The sequence below is a fragment of the Kocuria sp. CPCC 205231 genome (assembly GCF_040980965.1).
Lineage (GTDB): Bacteria > Actinomycetota > Actinomycetes > Actinomycetales > Micrococcaceae > Kocuria > Kocuria rosea.
This window is the reverse complement of the sequence record NZ_JAVKPP010000006.1, coordinates 245,505-265,231: the sequence shown is the minus strand read 5'-3', so window position 1 is coordinate 265,231 and position 19,727 is coordinate 245,505. Positions and strand designations below refer to the sequence as shown.

Sequence of the window (19,727 nt, the reverse complement as noted above, 5' to 3'; positions counted from 1 at the left end):
ATGGCTGCCTCCCATTGTGCTGCCCGGGGCCGCCCCGCGCCAACCGCCGGCCCGGGGCGGCGCCGCCCGCACCCCGGGCGGGCCGGCCGGAGCGCTATGATCTGCGCCATGCGCGGAAGGCGCCCGCCTTTCCCGCGCCCACGACGCTGCGGAGGACCTGGTGACGAGGACACGGCACTACACCATCGACGTGATCGCCGGTGACGGCATCGGCCAGGAGGTCATGCCGTCCGCGCTGCGCTGCGTCGACGCGCTGGCGCAGGCGCACGGCTTCACCGTCGACTGGCGCGAGCGGGGGTGGGGCTCCGACCACTACCGGGCCCACTCCCGGATGATGCCCGTCGACGGCATCGAGCAGCTCGCCTCCGGCGACGGCGTCCTGCTCGGGGCGGTGGGCGCCCCGGACATCCCCGACGACGTCACCCTGTGGGGCCTGCTGATCCCCATCCGCCGCGAGTTCCACCAGTACGTCAACCTCCGGCCGATCCGGATCCTCCCGGGCGTGACCTCGCCCCTGCGCGGGCTCGACGAGCTGGACCTCGTCGTCGTCCGCGAGAACATCGAGGGCGAGTACTCCGAGGTCGGCGGCCGGCTCTACCGCGGCCGGCCCGAGGAGATGGCCGTCCAGGAGTCCGTGTTCACCCGCGCCGGCGTCACCCGGATCGCCCGCTACGCCGCCGAGCTGGCCCAGCGCCGCACGGGCCGGCTGGTCTCGGCCACGAAGTCCAACGGCATCATCCACACCATGCCGTTCTGGGACGAGGTCGTGGAGGCCACGGTCGCCGAGTACCCGGGCGTGACGGTCGAGAAGGTCCTCATCGACGCGCTGGCCGCCCGGATGGTCCTCAAGCCGCGGAGCGTCGACGTGATCGTCGCCTCCAACCTCTTCGGCGACATCCTCTCCGACCTCGCCGCCGGGGCGGCCGGCTCGATCGGTGTCGCCCCCAGCGCGAACCTGAACCCGGAGAAGACCCACCCGTCCATGTTCGAGCCGGTGCACGGCTCCGCCCCCGACATCGCCGGACAGGGCATCGCCAACCCCGTGGGCACGATGTGGGCGGCCGCCATGATGCTGGACCACCTCGGGGAGACCGGGGCGGCCCGGCACCTGGAGTCCGCCTTCGAGCAGACCATGGCCGGCGGCACCCTGACCAGGGACCTCGGCGGGACGGCGAGCACGGAGCAGTTCACGCAGGCCGTGCTGGCCCGGTGCACCGACGCCCCCTGACGCAGGAGGTGGCACGACCAGGGGGGCCCGTGGACACCACGGGCCCCCCTGTACCGGGACGAGGACGGGCTAGATCACCAGGCCCAGGGCGAAGGGCCCGATGAGCACGGTGAAGATCGTGATCAGGATGACGCCCACGATGTTGAGGACGATGCCGCCGCGCACCATCTCGGCGATCTTGACCTGGCCGGTGGCGAAGACGATGGCGTTGGGCGGGGTGCCCACGGGGAGCATGAACGCGCACGTGGCCGCCAGCGCCGCCGGGATGAGCAGCGTCATGGGGTCCACCCCGATGCCGACGGCGACGCCGCCCAGGATCGGGATGAACGTGGCCGCCGTGGCGGTGTTGGACGTGATCTCGGTCAGGAGCAGGACGATCGTGACCACCGCCGCGAGCAGCAGGACGATCGGCAGCGCGCCGAGCCCGGAGACCTGCGCGCCGAACCAGGCGTCCAGGCCCGTGCCGGCCACGGCCGCGGCGAGCGACAGGCCGCCGCCGAAGAGCAGGAGCACGCCCCACGGGAGGCCCTCCTCGGCGTCCTTCCACTCCAGGGTCATGTTGCCCTGCTTGTCCCCGGGGAGCAGGAAGAGCAGCACGCCGGCGCCGATGGCGACCACCGTGTCGTCGAAGAGGTCCAGCCAGGGCAGCTGCTCGCCGATGGTGCCGATGCCGGACAGCAGCCCCGGGACGATCCAGAAGAACGCGGCGATGACGAACACGACGAGGACGGTCCTCTCGCCCTTGCTCATGGGCCCCAGGGCGGCGATCTCCTCGTTGATCAGCTCCTTGCCGCCGGGCACCTCCGCCAGGTTGAAGCGGAAGATGACGCGGGTGATGAGCAGCCAGGCGAGACCGATGAAGACCACCACGATCGGCACGCCGAGCATCATCCACTGCGCGAAGCCCACGGTCCGGTCCAGCTCGTCGCTGATGTAGCCGGCCACGATGGCGTTGGGCGGGGACCCCAGCAGGGTGCCGAGGCCGCCGATGGTGGCGGCCCAGGCGATCGCCAGGACCAGGGCCACGCCGAACAGGCGCACGTCGCGATCGTCGATGACGTCGCTGATGGCCTTGCCGCCGCGGATGTCCTCGCCCATGGCCTCGGTCTCGGCCCGGGTGCCGGCGTTGCGGCTGTTCTCGACCACCAGGGTCAGCACGGACAGCCCGATCGGCAGCATCATCAGCGTGGTCGCGGTGTTGGAGACCCACATGGAGAGGAAGGCCGTGGAGATCATCAGGCCGAGGATGATCTGCCGCGGGTGGGTGCCCACCCGGCGCAGGGTCAGCAGCGCGATCCGGCGGTGCAGGTTCCACTTCTGCATGGCGATCGCGATCAGGAAGCCGCCGAGGAACAGGAACACGATCGGGTTGGCGTAGGGTGCGGTCGTCTCGGCCACGGTGAGCGCCGTGAGCACCGGGAAGAGCACGATGGGCAGCAGCGAGGTGATGGACAGCGGCACCGCCTCGGTCATCCACCAGACCGCCATCAGCGTGGCGACCGCACCCACCACCCGGGCGTCGGCCGAGACGTCCGCGCCGCCGAGCAGGAACCAGACCAGGAAGGCCAGCAGCAGGCCGAGGCCGCGGAAGAGCCAGGTCTTCGCCGCCGGGCGGGCAGGTTCGCGGTCGTCGGGCTCGTAGTCGAACTCGCCCTGTTCGGGGACGATCTTTCCGGGGCGCTCGCTCATGTGATCCACCTCATGGTCTCGGGGGCGTGCCCGAAAGGTAGCAGTCACGTCACCGGGCGGCAAGGCGCGCCGCGCCGGGTCATCCGGGGTCCGGGGCGTCCCTGCTCCGGCGCGGGAAACGGTTGCGCAGGTTCTCCTGCGCCACCGCGGAGAGGTTCTCGATCGGCAGCCCTGCCGGGCAGACCTCCACGCAGTCGCCGAGCAGGGAGCAGGGCCCGAACTGCTCCTCGGAGGCGTCGATCACCCGGGCGGAACGCTCCCGGCGCTCGGCGTCGTCCTTGGCCAGCGGCGGCAGCTCCCGCAGCATCGTGCCCACGAACAGCTGGCCGGACCCGTTGGGGCAGGACGCCACGCACGCCCCGCAGCTGATGCAGCCGCCGTTGGCCAGGGCCTTCATCGCCACCGGGAACTTGCCCGCCTTCGCCACGAGGCGCAGCGCCTTCTTGTCCACGGAGAGGTCCCGCTTGACCGGGAAGGACGCCGCCCGCAGCGGCTCGATGCGCACGCGGTCCCCGTCCCGGTAGGCCCCCAGGTGCTGCATGCAGCTCGCGGCGTTGCGCTCGGGGCCGTGCGCCACGCCGTCGACCGTCACCCCGCACTTGCCGCAGACCCCTTCGCGGCACCCGTCGTCGAAGACCACCGGGTCCTCGCCGGCGGCCTCCAGCTGCGCGTTGATCCGGTCGAGCAGCTCGAGCACGGTCATGTCCGGGCTCGCGTCCGGGACGTCGTAGGCCGTGAAGTCCCCGGGCTCCTCCGGGGAGGGCTGGCGCCACACGTCCACGGTCAGGGAGAAGGTGCTCACTCGCTCGGGTCCTTGTCGTCTCGAAGAAAGTCGTCTCGAAGAAGGTCGTCCTGCAGGACGTCGTCCCGCAGCAGGGCGTCCCGCGGGAGGTCGTCCCGCAGGCGGGGAAGGGCGGCCACGGGGCTCAGCGCACCGCGCGGGTCAGCACGGCCACCGGGATCGTGGTGTTGCCGGCGGCCACCGCGGCGCCGAACGCGTTCGCGGCGATCCGCAGCCGCCGCTGGAAGCGCCGGTCACCGCCCACGCCCACGTCATTGGCAATCTCCGGGATGCCGTGCACCAGGTGGGCGGCCAGTGCCGCCATGGACAGGGCGTAGGCGGCGGCCACCGGCGGGCGGGAGAGGCTGGCCACGAGGTTGGCGTGGGCGCTGCCGTGCTCGAAGCCCCGGGCCGCGGCGGGCCGGGCGCCCAGGGTCAGGTCGAGCACGTGGAAGAGGGTGAACAGCCCGAGCACGCCGCCCGTGCTGCGCATCGAGCGCTTCGCCACCGTCCACGGGGAGCGACGACGGCCCCGCGGACGCCGGCCGGTGCGCGGCAGCAGCGTCCCGTTCGCCGCCCAGGACCGCGCGGTGAGCACCGCGGCGGCGCCCGTGTGGACCACGAGGCCGGCGGCGAGCACGCCGCGGGCCGCCCAGAGCACCGTGCCGCGCGGCAGCACGGGGGCGCCCGCCGTGCGGAGGAGCTCGGCGTAGGCGTCGAACTTCTGCGCGCCCTGGTAGACCTTCAGGTTCCCCAGCATGTGCACCAGCACGTAGCCCGAGAACAGGGCGCCGGAGGCGGCCATCGCGAGCTTGAGGTCGGTGTTCGGCAGGGCGGGCAGCAGCCCGTCCGGCGCGGAGCGGGCCGTGCCTGCGGGGCGGGGGGAGTCGTTCACGGCATTCATCCTAGGGGCGGTGCGGGCTGAGACGTCACAAGTCTCAACGTCCTTGCGGAGGGGGTCGCGGACCGTCACGGAGCCGCGCCGAGGGGTCGTTTCCCGCCTCCGTGGCGGCGCGAGGGGTCGTTTTCCGCCGGTGCGAGCAGCTCATTCCGACCGAATGCGACCCCCCGCGGCCGGAGGAGCGCCGGAAGCGACCCCTCGCGGCGGGGGCTAGCGCCGTGCGGCCAGGACGTCGGCGATGCGCTCGAGGGACTCCTCGTTCTGCAGCGAGGACCGGTCACCGAGCGGGGCGCCCTCCCACAGCTGCGCGAGCAGCCGCCGGGTGATCTTCCCGGACCGGGTCTTCGGCAGGTCCGGGACCGCCACGACCGCCCGCGGCTTGGCGATCGGCCCGATCTCGTGCGCCACGTGCTCGCGCAGGGCCGCGGTCAGCTCCTCCGTCGGGACCCGGGCGGCCTCGGGGGTCAGCACCACGTAGGCGAGCACCGCGTGCCCGGTCAGCTCGTCGCGCACCGGCGCGGCACCGGCCTCCACCACCCACGGGTGGGTGACGAGCGCCGACTCGATCTCGATGGTGGACAGCCGGTGCCCGGAGACGTTGATGACGTCGTCGACCCGCCCCAGGATGTAGATGTCCCCCTCCTCGTCGTAGCGGGCGCCGTCCCCGGCGAGGAACCAGCCCTGCTCGGCGTAGGCCTGCCAGTAGGAGGAGAGGTAGCGCTGCGGGTCGCCCCACACGGTACGGGCCATCGAGGGGCCGGTCCGGTCCACCACCACGAAGCCCTGCACCCCGGGCGGGACCGTCTCCCCGGCCTCGTCGACCACGCGGGTGGAGATCCCCGGGACCGCCCGGGTCGCGCAGCCGGGCTTGAGCGCGGTGCGCGGGGCTCCGTCGTCGAACGTCCCCGGGGGCGCGAACTGGGGGTCGTGCGGCCTTGGGGACATCACGGTGGCGCCGGTCTCGGACTGCCACCACGTGTCCACGAACGGCACCTCGTCCCTGCCCAGCTGCGCGCGCAGCCAGCGCCAGGCCTCGGGGTTGATCGACTCGCCCACGGAGCCGAGCAGCCGGATCGAGTTGAGGTTGTAGAGCGGCGGGACGCCCTTGGGGAACGCGCCCATCAGGGAGCGGATCAGCGTGGGCGCCGTGTAGTAGGCGGTGACCCCGTAGCGCTCGACCACCTCGAAGTGCCGGCCCCAGTGCGGGGTGTTCGGGGTGCCCTCGTAGATCACCTCGGACACGCCGTTGACCAGCGGCCCGTAGATCTCGTAGGTGTGCGCGGTGACCCACGCGAGGTCCGCGGTGCACCAGTGGACCGTCGAGTCCACCTTCGCGGGGTCGTTGACGGTGGCCAGCTCGTCCGGGCGCAGTGCGCCGTCCTCGTCCTCGACGTCCGGCAGCAGGTCGAACAGCAGCGCGTGGGTGTAGGCGGTCTGCACGAGATAGCCGCCCATCGTGTGCACCAGGCCCTTGGGCCGTCCGGTGGTCCCGGAGGTGTAGATGATGAACAGCGGCGTCTCGGCGTCGAACGCCTCGGGCACGTGCACGTCGGACTGCTCGGCGACCAGCTCGTGCCACCACACGTCCCGCCCGCGCGTCCACGGGACCGCGTCCTCCTCCTTGGAGTGCGTCCCCCGGGTGCCCCGCGGCAGGTCCGTGCGCCCGGGCCGGGAGGTGCGGCGCACGACGACGACGTGCTCGACCGCGTTGTCACCGCTGCAGGCCTCGTCGGCCACGGCCTTCACAGGCACCACGGCGCCGCGCCGGTGCTGCCCGTCCGTGGTCACGAGGACCTTGGCGCCGGTGTCCTCGACGCGGAAGCGCAGCGCCTCGGCGGAGAACCCGCCGAAGACCAGGGAGTGCACCGCGCCGATGCGGGCGCAGGCCAGCGTGATGATGACGGTCTCCGGGATGACGGGGAGGTAGATCACCACCCGGTCGCCCTGCTCCACGCCCAGGGCGAGCAGGGCGTTGGCGGCGCGGGAGACCTCCCGCTGCAGGTCGGCGTAGGTGTAGACCAGCCGGTCCCCGGGCTCCCCCTCGAAGTACAGGGCCACGTGGGCGCCGCGGCCGGCCTCGACGTGGCGGTCCACGCAGTTGTGGGCCACGTTGAGCCTGCCGCCCTCGAACCACGCGATCTCCGGGACCGACCAGGTGGGGCCGCCCTGCTCGTCCGTCCCGAGCCGCCGCGGGGCCTCGAAGCGGTGCGCGGTGGTCCACGGCCGCGCCCAGTCGAGGCGCGACGCCTGCGCCTCCCAGAAGGCGATCCGGGCCTCGTCCGAGACCAGGGCGGGATTGGGGGTGGGGGAGGAGGGGTCGCTCCAGCTGAAGCTCACGGTGCTGCTGTCCTTTCCGGCCGGCACGGACGACGGTTCCACTGTGCCAGGCGCACGTGTCAGGCCCATTTCTTGGCGGCCCACTTCTCGAAGACCCCCAGCAGCGCGTCCGTCGCCTTGCCGAGCACCGCGAGCAGCACGATGGCGAGGAGCAGGCGGTCGGTGCGGCCGTTGTTCTGCGAGTCGGTGAGCAGCCAGCCCAGGCCCATGGAGGCGCCCAGCAGCTCGGCGGCCACGAGGAACAGCCACGCCTGGGCCAGGGCCAGGCGCAGCCCCGAGATGACCGACGGCATGACGGCCGGCAGCTGCACCGCGGTGAGCAGGCGCAGCCCGTGCAGCCCGAACGCCCGCGCCGCCTCGATGAGATTGCGGTCCACGTGCTGCAGGGCCGCGGAGACGGTGGTGTAGACCGGGAAGAACGCGCCGATGGCCACCAGCGTGACCTTGGAGTCCTCGCCGAGACCGATCCACAGCAGCAGCAGCGGCACCCACGCCAGGGACGGCACCGCGCGGAACGCCCCGATCGTGGGGCCCACCAGCGTGGAGCCCCAGCGGGAGAGACCGATGAAGGACCCGGCCACGAGGCCGAGCCCGGCGCCGATCAGGAAGCCGATCAGCACGCGCTGGGTCGAGATGCCCACGTGGGTCCACAGGTCCCCGCCGGCCAGCAGGCCGATCCCGGCCTCGAGCACCGCGAGCGGGGCCGGCAGCTGCACGGCGCTGAAGATCCCGGCGGTGGACAGCACGTGCCACAGCAGCAGCAGCGCGGCGGGCAGCAGCAGGCCCAGCCCGGTGCGCAGCAGCGGCCGCCGCCGGGGGGCCGCGGCGGGGGCGTCCTCGAGACGCTGCGCCTCCTCGGCGGGGGCCAGGGGCTGCGTCACTGCCCGGCCCCGACCAGCTCGGCCGCGCGGGAGGCGTCGGCGTTCTCGGCGTAGGAGCTCTCCACGATGCTCCCGAGCGCCTCGTCGATCTGCTCCTGGCCGGCCACGTCGTCGGACTCCACGAAGATCGGCCCGACCTTCTCGAGGACCGCCAGCTGCTCGTCGCCCGGCACGTGGTCGATGTCCAGGTTGGTGCGCTCGAGCACCTTCTCGGCCACGGACAGCTCGATCCCGGCCGCCTCGGCGAGCAGCTGCGCGGTCTCCTCCGTGTTCTCCTGCGCCCACTGCCGGGCGTAGGCGTAGACGTCCACCACGGTCTGGGCGGCCTCGGGCTGCTCCTCGAGGAAGCTCTCGTGGGCGTTGAGGAAGCCGTAGGTGTTGAAGTCGACGTTGCGGTAGAACAGCTCCGCGCCGTTCTCCTCCGCGGCGGCCATGATCGGGTCGAGCCCGGACCAGGCGTCCACCTGGCCGTTCTCCAGGGCGGCGCGGCCGTCGGCGTGCTGCAGGTTCTGGATCGTGACGTCCCCGGCGTCCACCCCGGCCTCGTCGAGGGCCTGGAGCAGGAAGAAGTACGGGTCGGTGCCCTTGGTCGCGGCCACGGTGCGGCCCTCGAGGTCCGCGACCTCCTGCACCTCGCTGCCGGCGGTGGTGACCAGGGCGGACCACTCCGGCTGCGAGTAGAGGTCGATCACCCGGATCGGGGTGCCGTTGCTGCGGGCCAGCAGCGCCGCGGAGCCCGCGGTGGAGCCGATGTCCACCGCCTCCGCACGCAGCGCCTCGTTGGCCTTGTTCGACCCGGCGGACTGCACCCACTCCACCTCGATGCCCTCCTCGGCGAACGCGGTCTCGAGCCAGCCCTTCTCCTTGATCACCACGGAGAGCGGGTTGTAGGTGGCCCAGTCCACGCGGACGGTGCCGTCCCCGGCGGCCTCCGCGGGCGGCTCACCGGAGCCCTCACCGGCCATGCACCCGGTCAGGCCGAGGGCCAGGACGGCGGCGAGTGCGGGGACGGTGCGGACGGAGCGCTGGGGCAGGGGCATGGCGGAGCCTTTCGTGGGGGACGGACGGTGCCGGGCGGCGCGGGCGGGTGCCGCCGCTGGTCCGGGGAGGGGAGTCGGGGTGGGGGCGGGCCGCGTCAGCGGGTCGCGGGGTGGTGGGTGTCGACGCCGAGGTGGCCGAGGAGCTGCACGCGCAGCTCGGCGAGGACCTCGGAGGCCCGGTCCCGGGGGCGCTCGCCGGGGACGGCGAGGATCGTGCTGATCGAGGCCGGGGCGGTGGGCCCGGTCCGGCCCAGGACCACGATCCGGTCCGCGAGCTGCAGCGCCTCGTCGACGTCGTGGGTGACGAGCAGGACGGTGGTGGGCTGGGCCGCGTGGATCGTGAGCAGCAGGTCCTGCATCTTCAGGCGGGTCAGGGCGTCGAGCGCGCCGAAGGGCTCGTCGAGCAGCAGGACCCCGGGATTGCGGGCCAGGGCCCGGGCCAGGGACGCGCGCTGGGCCATGCCGCCGGAGACCGCGCGGGGACGGTGGCCGGCGTGCGCGGTGAGCCCCACCAGGCGCAGCAGGTCGTCGATCACGGCGTCCCCCTCGTCCCGGGGGAGTCCGCGGGGCAGGCCCAGGCGGACGTTCTCGCGCACCGAGCGCCACGGCAGCAGGCGGGGCTCCTGGAAGGCGACCGCGCAGCGCGGGTCGATGCCGGACACGGGGGTGCCGTCGATGAGCACCCGTCCGGCCGAGGCGGTGTCGAGCCCCGCGGCGGCCCGCAGCAGCGTGGACTTGCCGCACCCCGAGGGCCCCAGGACCGCCAGGACCTCGCCGGGCCGGGCCGTGACGTCGACGTCCTGCAGGACGTGGTGGGTCTCGCGGCCGGACGGGAAGGCCTTGCCGACGTGCTCGAAGGCCACGGAGAAGGCGCGCTTCGCGGTGCCCGGTGCGGTGGCCGGCGCAGAGCCCAGCAGGGAAGTGCTCATGATCAACTCCATCGGTCCTGGCATTAGCACCTCGCACGGAGGATCAGACGGATCCGTGCCGGTTGCTGCGACGTCGACGAGCCAGGTCTCTCAGCCGCTCCGGATGGTTACACCACCAATTGAACGTCCTCGGCGTGTTCCCTGGCAAATCCGTCGCATCCGTGGTGATCGCGACACATCGCTGGCACGGGAGCCCTCCGTGCCCCACCATGGACCCATGACGAGCCGCAGAAGCCCGGCCCGGGCGGACCTGGTGCGCGACGCCTGCGCGGCGTTCGGCGCGGTCCTCGACGGGCTCGGCGACGACGACTCCTGGGCCGCCACTGGCTGCCCGGGGTGGTCGGTCCGGGACCTCACCCACCACTGCGCGATGGACGCCCTGCGGGGGCTGGTCGCGCTGCACACGCCCACCACCGCCCGCCCCGACCGGGACGCCGCGACCTACTGGACCGACTGGGGCGGCGATCCCGCGGGGGCCGCCGAGGCCCGGCGCCACACCCGCGTGGCCGCGTCCATGGTCCTGGACTGGGAGCCGGTGCGCGCCCTCCACCGCGAGACCACCCGGGCGCTCGTGCACGCCGCGCAGCACTGCGGCGACGGCGCGGTCCGCACCCAGGGGCACGTGCTGCGCGTCGAGGACCTGCTGAGCACCCTCGCGGTGGAGGCCACGGTCCACCACCTGGACCTGATCCAGCACCTGGACGGCTCCCCGGGTCCCGCCGTGGACGGGCTCGCCGAGGTCCGCCGGGTCCTCACCGACCTGTGGGAGCGGGAACCGCTCGAGCACTGGAGCGACGAGCACTTCGCCCGCGTGGGCACCGGCCGGGCGGAGCTGACCGCCCAGGAGCGTGCGGAGCTGGGCGCGCACGCGGACCTCCTGCCGCTCTTCTCCTGACCCTCCCCCCTCCGCGAGGTCGCCGACACGTGCAATCCCGCGGAGGAAGAAGGAGGGGGAACGGGTTCCGTGCCAGGCTGGGGGCATGAGCCGCAACGACCCCGCCGTCATCGACCGCCTCATGGCACGGCCCGGCCGGTGGGCCGTGGTGGGGTTGACCGGCAACACGGCCCGTCCGGCGCACTCGGTGGCGAAGCGGATCCGGGACGACCTCGGCATGACGATCGTCCCGGTCAACCCGAAGGGCGAGCCGGTGCACGGCGAGCCCGGCCACCGCACGCTCGCCGAGGTCCCGGGGCCGATCGACGTGGTGGACTGCTTCGTGAACTCCCGCCGCGTCGGCGCGGTGGTGGACCAGGCCATCGCCGTGGGCGCCGCCGCGGTGTGGCTGCAGCTGGGCGTCGTCGACGAGGACGCCGCCGCCCGGGCGGAGCGGGCCGGCCTCGACGTGGTCATGGACACCTGCCCCCTGATCGAGCTCCGGTCCCTGCTCCGGCGGGGCTGGACCCTGGACCCGGGCCGGACCCCGCCGCTCGCCCCGCCCGGCTGAACGACCCGGCTGAGCGACCCGGCGGAGCCGCCCGAACCGGGTGGGCGCAGGCCCGATGCGGGCCGGGACCGTCCCCGTGCGGCGGGACCGCACAGGGGTTGCACCCGGTCAGGGGCCACCCGCTAAGCTGTCCCCCGACGACGATGACGAGTCCCGACACGAAGCTCTGGCTGGTCGGGCGGCAACCCTCTCCCGTAGCGGGGTGCCCCAGATGAACATCGGGCCGCGGTGCACGTGCTCCGCGGCAAGTACGGCGCCCACCAGTGCGTCGGACCCGCGGGCAGGTCTCCACGACGCACGGGCGCGGGTCGGCATCGACCCGGGAGGAACACCCCATGAGCAAGCGCATCGCCCTGAACGCCTTCGACATGACCTGCGTGGGCCACCAGGCCCCCGGTCTGTGGAAGCACCCCCGCTCCCGGGCGGACGAGTACAACACGATCGAGTACTGGACGGACGTCGCCCAGGTCCTGGAGAAGGGGCTCTTCGACGCGCTGTTCCTCGCGGACGTCGTCGGGTACTACGACGTCTACCAGAACTCCGCGGCCCCGGTGATCCGGGACGCCACCCAGATCCCGGTCAACGACCCCTTCATGCAGATCTCCGCGATGGCGGCCGTGACGAAGCACCTCGGCTTCGGCGTGACGAGCGCGATCACCTACGAGCAGCCGTACCCGCTCGCCCGGAAGTTCGCGACCCTCGACCACCTCACGAAGGGCCGGATGGGCTTCAACGTGGTGACGTCCTACCTGAAGTCGGCCGCCGAGAACCACGGGCTGACGGAGCAGATCTCCCACGACGAGCGCTACGAGATCGCCGAGGAGTTCATGGAGGTCTGCTACAAGCTCTGGGAGGGCTCCTGGGAGGACGGCGCGGTCCGGCGCGACCGGGTCAACGGGGTCTTCGCCGACCCGGCGCTCGTCCACCCGATCCAGCACCACGGCAGGTACTTCGACGTCCCCGGCATCGGGCTGACCGAGCCGTCCCCGCAGCGCACGCCGCTGATCTTCCAGGCCGGGGCCTCCTCCCGCGGGCGGGCGTTCGCCGGCCGCCACGCGGAGGCGGTGTTCGTGGGCGGCATCCGCCCGGACCTGACCCGGGTGGTGACCGACAAGCTGCGCGACGAGGCGGAGGCCGGCGGGCGGGACCGGGACGACCTCAAGATCTTCGCCATGCTGCACGTGATCGTCGACGAGACCGACGCGAAGGCCGAGCAGAAGCGCCGCGACTACGAGCGGTACGCGGACACCGACGGCGCGCTGGGCCTCGTGGGCGGCTGGTCCGGGCTGGACCTGGGCCGCTACGACGAGAACGACGTCCTGGAGTACATCAAGACCGACTCGATCCAGTCCTTCCTGACCCCCTTCACCACGGCCGACCCGCACAAGAAGTGGACGATCAAGGAGGTCGCCAAGCACATCTCGATGGGCGGCATGGGCGTGCCGATCGTCGGGTCCCCGCAGACCGTGGCCGACGAGCTCGAGCGGTGGATCGACGAGGGCGGGCTGGACGGCATCAACCTCGCCTACCACGTGTCCCCGGGCTCGTTCGAGGACTTCGTGGAGTGGGTCGTGCCGGAGCTGCAGAAGCGCGGCCGCTACCGCACCGGCTACGAGGGCACCACGCTGCGCGAGAACCTCTACGGCAAGGGGCAGACCAAGGTGCTCGGCACCCACCCCGCCGCCGCGTTCCGGGGCGCCTACGCGGGCAGGCCCTCCGCCGCGGACACCCCCGCCCGCCAGCTGGCCCTCTGACCCCCGTCCCCTGACCCCGCGGCTCCGCCGAGAGCACGGGGCAGGGCACGGACGAGGGGCCCCCGCGTGCGGGGGCCCCTCGTCCGTGCCGGGTCAGGACGCCGGTGCGGCGCTCCAGCGCAGCAGGGCCGCGACGTCCGTGCCGTGGGGCAGCGCCCCCGGCGGCACGAAGACGGGGCGGCCGTCGGTCAGCACCGCGGCGCGCACCAGCGCGGCGTCGGCGGAGACCCGGCCCAGCACGCCGGCGCCCACGGCCTCCGACTCCTCCAGGGCGATCCACGGCTCGGCGTCCAGGGCGATGAGCTGCTGCTCCGTGTCCAGGTGGGTGTCGTCGATCAGCAGCGTCTCCGCCTGGGCCTGCTGCAGGGCGGAGACCACGGGCGCCATCCCCGAGACGGCGGTGGGGTCCGCGCGTCCCTGCTGCTCGGCGAGCCGCTCGAGCAGCGCCTGCTGGCGGTGCGCCACGACCTCCGCCACGCGCTCCTCGACCTGGTGGTCGAAGTCGGCGGACTTGCTGCCCTCCGCCCGGGTGTTGGCGTCCACGACGCTCAGCATCCCCCGGCTCGCCTTGGACAGCTGCTCCTCGACCAGGCCCCGGGCCCGCAGGTCCCCGGCCAGGACGACGAGCTGGGCCCCGCTCTCGGCCACGACCTTGTCGATCTGCTCGGCCACCTGCTCGGTGTTGCGCCGCCACACGTCCTCCGTGTGCCGCTGCCAGCGCCCCTGCGACCAGCCGCCCCCGGGGAACTTCTTCAGGTGCTCGGTCTCGCCCTCGATCTGCTGCTCGTCCGCGGCCCGGACGCGGCTGGCGTGCTGGAGGCAGATCTCGCCGCCGTCCCGGCCCACCTCGGCGACCACGTACGGGAAGTCGTCCGGGCGGTGCCGGAACAGGGGAGTGAGATCGGGGACGTCCTCCACCTGGACGACACCGCTGCCGGCCCGGGGCCCGGGGAGGACCTCGTCGATCTCCACGGTGCCTCCGCGCACCAGCAGGTACCGGCACACCGGGTCCGGCACGCCCTCGGCCGGGCGCACGGCGGCCTCCACCGCGGCGAGGTCGGCCTTGCTCGCACCCTGGCGCTCCAGCTCTCGGCAGATGTTCTCCGGAAGCACGTCGATGGCGTGCAGCGAGTCGACGGTGCCGGTGCTGATGTCCGTGTACACGGTGCACCAGGGGCCCTTGCTCTTGAACAGTTCGGCGTAGCGGTGGAATCGGCTCGTCATGATCGACAACTCCTGCTGTTGAGCGGTGCTTCCTGTGGTGCAGACCACGTTATCCGACCACCAGGGGGCTGGGAACAGACGACCCGACGAGTAGGGTCGGAGGCACACGACCGGCCCCACGGCCGGTGGTCCCGCAGGTCCCACGACGCAGGAGGCAGTCATGAGCGACGTACCCGAGTACGACGAGGCCGACCGGCTCGAGCAGTCGATCGACGCCGATCAGCAGGATCTCGACGACCAGGACGAGGAGGCTCCGGTGCACGCGCCCGACCGCTCGGAGGCGTCCTCCCTCGAGGCGAACCCCGACGACCTCGTGGAGCAGGACCAGGAGGTCGTCCTCGACGAGCCGCAGGAGGTCTCCACGCTCGAGGAGGAGTGAGCCGCGCACCGCGCGGGGGCAAGGACCCCGCGCGGTGCGTCACACCGCGGACCAGCCGCCGTCCGAGGGCATGATCACGCCGTTGACGTTGGAGGCGTCGTCGCTCGCGAGGAAGGCGATGACGGCGGCGACCTGCTCTGCCGTGGCCGTGGCACCGGGGGCGACCGCGTTGGTGCGGATGCCGTCCGCGGCGTGCGTGAGGGCGGTGCTCTTCGTCAGCCCGGCCACGGCGTGCTCGGAGGCGGTGTAGGCCGCGCCCGCGGCGGAGCCGCGCAGGGCCGCCTCGGAGGCCACGTTGACGATCGCTCCCCGTCCGGAGGCCCGGAGCAGCGGGATCGCCGCGCGGGCCACGGCGCCGCCCTCTTCATGGTGGTGCGGAACGGGCCCGGAAAAACTTCCCGGAAAAAATGTGACCTGCTGCATCCACGGAGGGGTCAACGGCGGTAGTACGGGTGCAAGGTCGATTCCGCTTCCGCCAGGGAGCCCGTTCAAGGAGCAGTTACCATGCGCAAGACCCTTTCCGCCGCAGCAGTCCTCGGCCTCGGTGCCGGTGCCCTCAGCATGAGCCCGGCGTTCGCCGCCGAGCACGCCGAGCTCTCCGTGCTCCACGGCGTCCCCGACACCGTCGTGGACGTCTACGTCAACGGTGAGCTCACCCTCGACGACTTCGAGCCGGGCACCCTGGCCGGCCCGCTGGAGCTGCCCGCCGGCAGCTACGACCTGGCCATCACGGCCCCCGACGCCGCCGACGCCTCGGAGCCGATCATCGGTCCCGTCACCGCCGACCTGCAGACCGGGATGAGCTACACGGCCGCGGCCCACCTCGACGCCGAGGGCAACCCCACGGCCGCCCTGTTCACCAACGACATGTCCGAGATCGAGGCCGGGAAGTCGCACCTGACCGTCCGGCACGTGGCCGCGGCCCCGGCCGTGGACGTCCTCGCGGGCGACCAGGCGATCATCACCGGGCTCGAGAACCCGAACGAGGAGACCCTCCCGGTCGACGCCGGCACGGTCTCGGCGTCCGTGGCCGCCGCGGGCACCACCGAGCCCGTCATCGGCCCCGCCGATCTCGAGCTCGCCGAGGGCACCCACAACATCGTGTACGCGTGGGGCTCCCTCGAGGCCGGGAACCTGGACCTCGCCGTCCAGACCCTGGAGGGCATGGAGCAGGCGCCCGAGGCCGTGCCGGGCGGCCAGTCCGGCCTCGCGGCCCAGGAGCAGCGCACGATGCTGACCGCCGGCCTCGCGGCCGCCGGTGCGCTCGGGCTGATCGGCGCGGCGTACGGTGCCCGCCGGGTGCTCGCGGGGAACCGCCGGTAGTGAGCGGTCCTGACAGGCACGGTCCGGGTGCGCGGCAGGCTGCGGCCCACCGCGCGCCCGGACCGACAACTCCCGGCACCCGTCGTCGTCTGGCGGCGGTGGGTGCCGGGGCGGTCGCCTCGGTGTCCCTGCTCGCGGCAGCGGCCGTCACCGCTCTCCCGGAGAGCGGGGCCGTGCCGCCCGCGAACTCCCTGGCGGCGGGACCGTACCAGGGCGAGGAGGCGGTGCCGGCACTCGCCGGCCTCGACCGTCCGGTCTCCGCGGAGGCCCCGGCGCAGTCCGCCGCGGCACCCGCGGAGATCCCGGTCGCTCCCGCCACCCAGGCGCCCGCCGAGAAGGTCCCCGCCCCCGTGCGGGTGGTCGTGGACGGCTCCCCGATCGACATGCCGGTGGTCCCGGTGGGGGTCGAGGACAACGGGGCCATGACCATCCCGGACAACCACGTGGAGCTGGGCTGGTACCGGTACGGTCCGTCCCCCGGGGCGGACGAGGGCGCCGCGGTCGTCGCCGGCCACGTCGACACCCTCACCGAGGTCACGCCGATGGCGCAGCTCAAGGACGTGCCGGTCGGGGCGGAGGTCCGCGTGGAGCGCGCGGACGGGAGCGTCCAGCGCTACCGCACCGAGTCCGTCCAGCACGTGCACAAGAAGTCCCTCGCGGAGGCGGACCTGTTCCGCCGGACCGGCGAGCCGGTGCTCCACCTCGTGACGTGCGGCGGGGAGTGGCTCGAGGAGATCGGGGACTACGAGGACAACGTGGTGCTGCGGGCGGTCCCGGTGCCCTGAGCGGCGGAGGGAGGCGAGAGGCGCATGACCGGATGGCCGGTGTCCACTAGGCTGGGCAGGACTCGTGCGCCCGCGCACCGCCCGGCCGCCCGCGACCACGACCTCCGCCCCACGAGGAGTCCTTCCACGATGCCGCCGCCGCCCCCGGACTGGGGACCCGAGCTCGACGCCGCGTTCGCCGCGGGGGACGAGCAGGCGCTGAGTGCCGCGTACCGGCACTGCGCCGGGGTCATCCGGGGTCTCGCCCTCCGGGCGCTGCGCGACGACGCGGGTGCCGACGACGTGGTGCAGGAGGTCTTCATCCGGGCGTGGAAGTACCGGTCCGGCTACCGCCCCGAGCACTCCTCGGCCCCCGCCTGGCTCATCGGGATCGCGCGCAACTGCATCGCCGACGCCGCGAGGACCGCCGGCCGCGAGGCGGAGCGGCGCCAGGCGGACGCGGTGCGCACCGACCGGGAGCCGCGGCACGAGGAGTCGGACCTGCTGGTGGACCGGCTCGTGGTGCGGGCGGAGGTCGAGCGGCTCGGGCCCCCGAAGTCGACGATCATGGCGCTGGCGTTCTACGAGGAGCTCACGCACCAGCAGATCGCACAGCACCTGGACCTGCCCCTCGGCACGGTCAAGAGTCATCTGAGGCGCGGCCTCACGAACCTACGTACACGATTGGGAGACGGTCATGGCACACCTGAGTGAGGAGTCGCTGACGCTCCTGGCTCTGGGTGAGGCCCTCGACCCCCAGAGCCGGGAGCACGTCGCCTCCTGCGCGGACTGCACGGCCGAGCTCGCGTCCCTGCAGCGCGTCGTGCACGCCGGCCGGGCCGAGGCGCCCGCCGTGACGGCGCCCGGCCCCGGGGTCTGGGCCGCGATCCACGCCGAGCTGGGCCTCTCCGACGAGGTCGCGGCGGATCCGTTCGCCGGCACCCGGGACAGCGCCCGCGGCGACACCGCCGCCGAGGACAGCGCCGGCACCGTCGGCGCCCCCACGGGCTCCGCGGCCGGCCCGCGGGGCGACGACGGCGCAGGGCGCGGCGGGGCGACCGTCGTCGACCTCGACGCCCGCCGGCGCAGGCCCCGGCGCGGGGTGCCGTACCCCTTGGCCGCCGCCGCGGCCGCCGCGGCGCTGCTCGTGGGCGGCGTCTCGGTCTGGGGCGCGCAGCGCCTGGGCCTTGAGCCGGACCCCACGGTGCTGGCCACGGCGGAGCTCGAGCCCCTCGCCGGCTACACCGCCCGCGGCTCGGCGGAGGTGGACGAGCGCTCGGACGGGACCCGTCAGCTGGTGGTGCGGACCGACCCCGCCGACGTGGACGGGTTCAAGGAGGTCTGGCTGCTCGCCCCCGACGCGCAGCGGATGGTCAGCCTCGGCGTGATGGCAGGGGACGAGGCCGTGTTCGTGCTGCCCGAGAACCTGGACGTCGGCGAGTTCCCGGTCGTGGACGTCTCGAACGAGCCGATCGACGGCGACCCGACGCACTCGGGGGACTCGATCGTGCGCGGCGTCCTGGAGGTCTGAGCGGGGGCTCGGCCCCTCAGAGCAGGGCCGAGGTCAGCCGGGCCACGTTGTCGGCGTACTTGTGCCACAGCGGCCGACGGTTCCACGCGTCGAAGTCCAGCAGGGTGCTGGCCTCGAGGAACTCGGCGACCACCGCGTCCATCCGCCGCCGGAAGTCCCGGTCCGCGATGAACACGGAGATCTCGAGGTCCAGGGCGAACGAGCGCTCGTCCATGTTGGACGAGCCGATCACGGAGACGTAGTCGTCCACGAGCACGAACTTGGCGTGCAGCACGGTGGGGGAGCGGTACCGGTAGATCTTCACGCCGGCCTCGACGAGCTCCTGGTAGTAGGAGTTCTGGGCGTGGTAGGCCAGGAAGTGGTCCGAGGTCTCGCCCACGAACAGCCGCACGTCCACCCCGGACTGCGCCTCGGTGGTCAGCGCGTGCATCAGCGACTCGTCCGGGACGAAGTACGGGCTGGCGATGACGATCTGCTCGTTGGCGTTGTAGATCAGGTGGTTGAACAGGCGCAGGTTGTTCTCCGTCTCGAACCCGGGGCCGGAGGGCACGACCTGGGCGAAGACCGGCCCCTGGGTGTCCGGGAGGTCGCGGGCGGCCTCGTCGAGCAGGAGGTCGCCGGTCTCGGAGTACCAGTCGCTCGTGAACAGGGCGTTGAGCTCGGCGACCACGGGACCGGTGCACTCGAGCATCAGGTCCTTCCACTCGAGCCCCTTCCGGCGGTTCCGGCGCTTGTTGTAGGAGCGGTGGATGATGTTCTGCGAACCCGTGTAGGCCAGGGAGCCGTCGACCACGAGGATCTTGCGGTGGTTGCGCAGGTCGGGCCGCTGCCACTCGCCCTTCCACGGCCGGACGGGCAGCATGCGCTGCCACGGCAGCCCGGCCTCGTCGAAGCGCTTGATCATCCCCCGGTACCCCGGGTAGCCCACGGAGCCGAGGTGGTCGATGAGCACCCGCACCCGCACCCCCCGCCGGTGGGCGCGTACCAAGGACTCCAGGAGGGGACGCGAGGCGTCGTCGATGGCCACGATGTAGAACTCGAAGTGGACATAGTCCCGGGCCCGGTCCACGGCGTCCGCCATGATCCGCATCGCCTCGTGGTTGTCGGTGAGGATCTCGAAGGAGTTGCCGCCGACCATGGGCAGGGCGCCGAGCTTGTAGTTCAGGGCCGCGGTGGAGGCCACCCACTCGGGCAGCTCCTCGTCCGTGTTGCCCAGGATGTGGAGGTCCGGGGTGTTCTCGCGGATGACGTCGTTCATCTTCGCCTGCATCGCCATCCGCTTCTTCGGCAGCTTGGCGGAGCCGATGGCCAGGAACAGCAGGATCCCCACGTAGGGCAGCAGGAAGATCGCGAGCAGCCAGGCCAGGGCCACGGAGGGCCGCCGGTTGTGCGGGATCCAGCCCAGGGCCACCAGGTTGATGAGCAGCCCCAGCACCAGCACGACGATCGTCGCGGTCTCCGGGAGGAGGTGCGCGGGGATGCCGCTGAAGGGGAACAGGGCCGGGATCACCTCGCCAGTCT

20 protein-coding genes and 2 riboswitches are annotated in these 19,727 nt (G+C 73.0%); of the genes, 9 read left to right on the top strand and 11 right to left on the bottom strand.

The window, feature by feature from the left end; translation table 11 throughout:
- Window positions 1–160: 160 nt before the first annotated feature.
- Window positions 161–1,228 (top strand): tartrate dehydrogenase, encoded by a 1,068-nt coding sequence (locus RF640_RS08690; RefSeq protein ID WP_368827495.1) that lies wholly within the window; start codon window positions 161–163, stop codon window positions 1,226–1,228.
- A 69-nt stretch (window positions 1,229–1,297) separates the two neighbouring features.
- Here the strand turns inward: RF640_RS08690 and RF640_RS08685 are convergent, their stop codons facing one another.
- From RF640_RS08685 to RF640_RS08650, 8 genes are all read right to left on the bottom strand, one after another.
- Window positions 1,298–2,917 (bottom strand): SLC13 family permease, encoded by a 1,620-nt coding sequence (locus RF640_RS08685; RefSeq protein ID WP_368827493.1) that lies wholly within the window; start codon window positions 2,915–2,917, stop codon window positions 1,298–1,300.
- 79 nt (window positions 2,918–2,996) lie between these two features.
- A complete protein-coding gene (locus tag RF640_RS08680) occupies window positions 2,997–3,719 on the bottom strand; it encodes a 2Fe-2S iron-sulfur cluster-binding protein (RefSeq protein ID WP_017833855.1) in 723 nt (240 codons plus the stop codon).
- Window positions 3,716–3,838, bottom strand: coding sequence for a hypothetical protein (locus tag RF640_RS08675; RefSeq protein WP_017833856.1), 123 nt, complete (start codon window positions 3,836–3,838; stop codon window positions 3,716–3,718). The genes RF640_RS08680 and RF640_RS08675 overlap by 4 nt, the downstream gene beginning before the upstream one ends.
- 5 nt (window positions 3,839–3,843) lie before the next feature.
- Window positions 3,844–4,602 (bottom strand): succinate dehydrogenase, encoded by a 759-nt coding sequence (locus tag RF640_RS08670; protein ID WP_241975613.1) that lies wholly within the window; start codon window positions 4,600–4,602, stop codon window positions 3,844–3,846.
- 207 nt (window positions 4,603–4,809) lie between these two features.
- Window positions 4,810–6,936: an AMP-binding protein gene (locus tag RF640_RS08665; protein WP_368827490.1), complete on the bottom strand. Its 2,127-nt coding sequence runs from the start codon at window positions 6,934–6,936 to the stop codon at window positions 4,810–4,812.
- A 59-nt stretch (window positions 6,937–6,995) separates the two neighbouring features.
- On the bottom strand, window positions 6,996–7,817 hold the full coding sequence (locus tag RF640_RS08660; RefSeq protein WP_368827488.1) for an ABC transporter permease: 822 nt from the start codon (window positions 7,815–7,817) through the stop codon (window positions 6,996–6,998).
- Entirely contained in the window at window positions 7,814–8,857 is a 1,044-nt protein-coding gene (locus tag RF640_RS08655) for an aliphatic sulfonate ABC transporter substrate-binding protein (RefSeq protein ID WP_017833860.1), read from the bottom strand. The genes RF640_RS08660 and RF640_RS08655 overlap by 4 nt, the downstream gene beginning before the upstream one ends.
- Window positions 8,858–8,952: 95 nt before the next feature.
- The gene (locus RF640_RS08650; RefSeq protein ID WP_017833861.1) at window positions 8,953–9,786 is read right to left on the bottom strand and encodes an ABC transporter ATP-binding protein; all 834 of its coding nucleotides are present in this window, start codon (window positions 9,784–9,786) and stop codon (window positions 8,953–8,955) included.
- Window positions 9,787–9,791: 5 nt separating this feature from the next.
- Window positions 9,792–9,896, bottom strand: a riboswitch (SAM riboswitch).
- Window positions 9,897–10,003: 107 nt separating this feature from the next.
- Here RF640_RS08650 and RF640_RS08645 point away from each other — a divergent pair.
- The 3 genes from RF640_RS08645 (at window position 10,004) to RF640_RS08635 (ending at window position 12,985) form a co-directional block, all read left to right on the top strand.
- A complete protein-coding gene (locus RF640_RS08645) occupies window positions 10,004–10,681 on the top strand; it encodes a maleylpyruvate isomerase N-terminal domain-containing protein (RefSeq protein WP_017833862.1) in 678 nt (225 codons plus the stop codon).
- Between the two features lie 85 nt (window positions 10,682–10,766).
- Complete coding sequence (locus RF640_RS08640; protein WP_136341828.1) at window positions 10,767–11,231, top strand: CoA-binding protein; 465 nt, start codon at window positions 10,767–10,769, stop codon at window positions 11,229–11,231.
- Between the two features lie 142 nt (window positions 11,232–11,373).
- A riboswitch (SAM riboswitch) is annotated at window positions 11,374–11,488 on the top strand.
- A 78-nt stretch (window positions 11,489–11,566) separates the two neighbouring features.
- Window positions 11,567–12,985 (top strand): LLM class flavin-dependent oxidoreductase, encoded by a 1,419-nt coding sequence (locus tag RF640_RS08635; RefSeq protein WP_251355911.1) that lies wholly within the window; start codon window positions 11,567–11,569, stop codon window positions 12,983–12,985.
- Window positions 12,986–13,078: 93 nt separating this feature from the next.
- Here RF640_RS08635 and RF640_RS08630 read toward each other — a convergent pair whose 3' ends face one another.
- A complete protein-coding gene (locus tag RF640_RS08630; RefSeq protein WP_017833865.1) occupies window positions 13,079–14,209 on the bottom strand; it encodes a Vms1/Ankzf1 family peptidyl-tRNA hydrolase in 1,131 nt (376 codons plus the stop codon).
- A 160-nt stretch (window positions 14,210–14,369) separates the two neighbouring features.
- On the opposite strand from RF640_RS08630, the gene RF640_RS08625 reads away from it, so the two are divergent.
- Entirely contained in the window at window positions 14,370–14,588 is a 219-nt protein-coding gene (locus RF640_RS08625; protein WP_017833866.1) for a hypothetical protein, read from the top strand.
- Between the two features lie 39 nt (window positions 14,589–14,627).
- On the opposite strand, the gene RF640_RS08620 is transcribed toward RF640_RS08625, so the two are convergent.
- On the bottom strand, window positions 14,628–14,939 hold the full coding sequence (locus RF640_RS08620) for an SDR family oxidoreductase (RefSeq protein ID WP_052132986.1): 312 nt from the start codon (window positions 14,937–14,939) through the stop codon (window positions 14,628–14,630).
- A 153-nt stretch (window positions 14,940–15,092) separates the two neighbouring features.
- On the opposite strand from RF640_RS08620, the gene RF640_RS08615 reads away from it, so the two are divergent.
- The 4 genes from RF640_RS08615 to RF640_RS08600 all read left to right on the top strand — a co-directional run bounded on the left by RF640_RS08615 (window position 15,093) and on the right by RF640_RS08600 (window position 18,206).
- Entirely contained in the window at window positions 15,093–15,911 is an 819-nt protein-coding gene (locus RF640_RS08615) for a DUF4397 domain-containing protein (protein ID WP_035927860.1), read from the top strand.
- A gap of 98 nt (window positions 15,912–16,009) precedes the next feature.
- Entirely contained in the window at window positions 16,010–16,696 is a 687-nt protein-coding gene (locus tag RF640_RS08610; RefSeq protein ID WP_017833869.1) for a class F sortase, read from the top strand.
- A 129-nt stretch (window positions 16,697–16,825) separates the two neighbouring features.
- On the top strand, window positions 16,826–17,389 hold the full coding sequence (locus RF640_RS08605; protein ID WP_035927855.1) for an RNA polymerase sigma factor: 564 nt from the start codon (window positions 16,826–16,828) through the stop codon (window positions 17,387–17,389).
- Entirely contained in the window at window positions 17,373–18,206 is an 834-nt protein-coding gene (locus RF640_RS08600) for an anti-sigma factor (RefSeq protein ID WP_176337353.1), read from the top strand. The genes RF640_RS08605 and RF640_RS08600 overlap by 17 nt, the downstream gene beginning before the upstream one ends.
- A gap of 16 nt (window positions 18,207–18,222) precedes the next feature.
- Here RF640_RS08600 and cls read toward each other — a convergent pair whose 3' ends face one another.
- Complete coding sequence (gene cls / locus RF640_RS08595; RefSeq protein WP_176337354.1) at window positions 18,223–19,716, bottom strand: cardiolipin synthase; 1,494 nt, start codon at window positions 19,714–19,716, stop codon at window positions 18,223–18,225.
- Window positions 19,717–19,727: the final 11 nt, after the last annotated feature.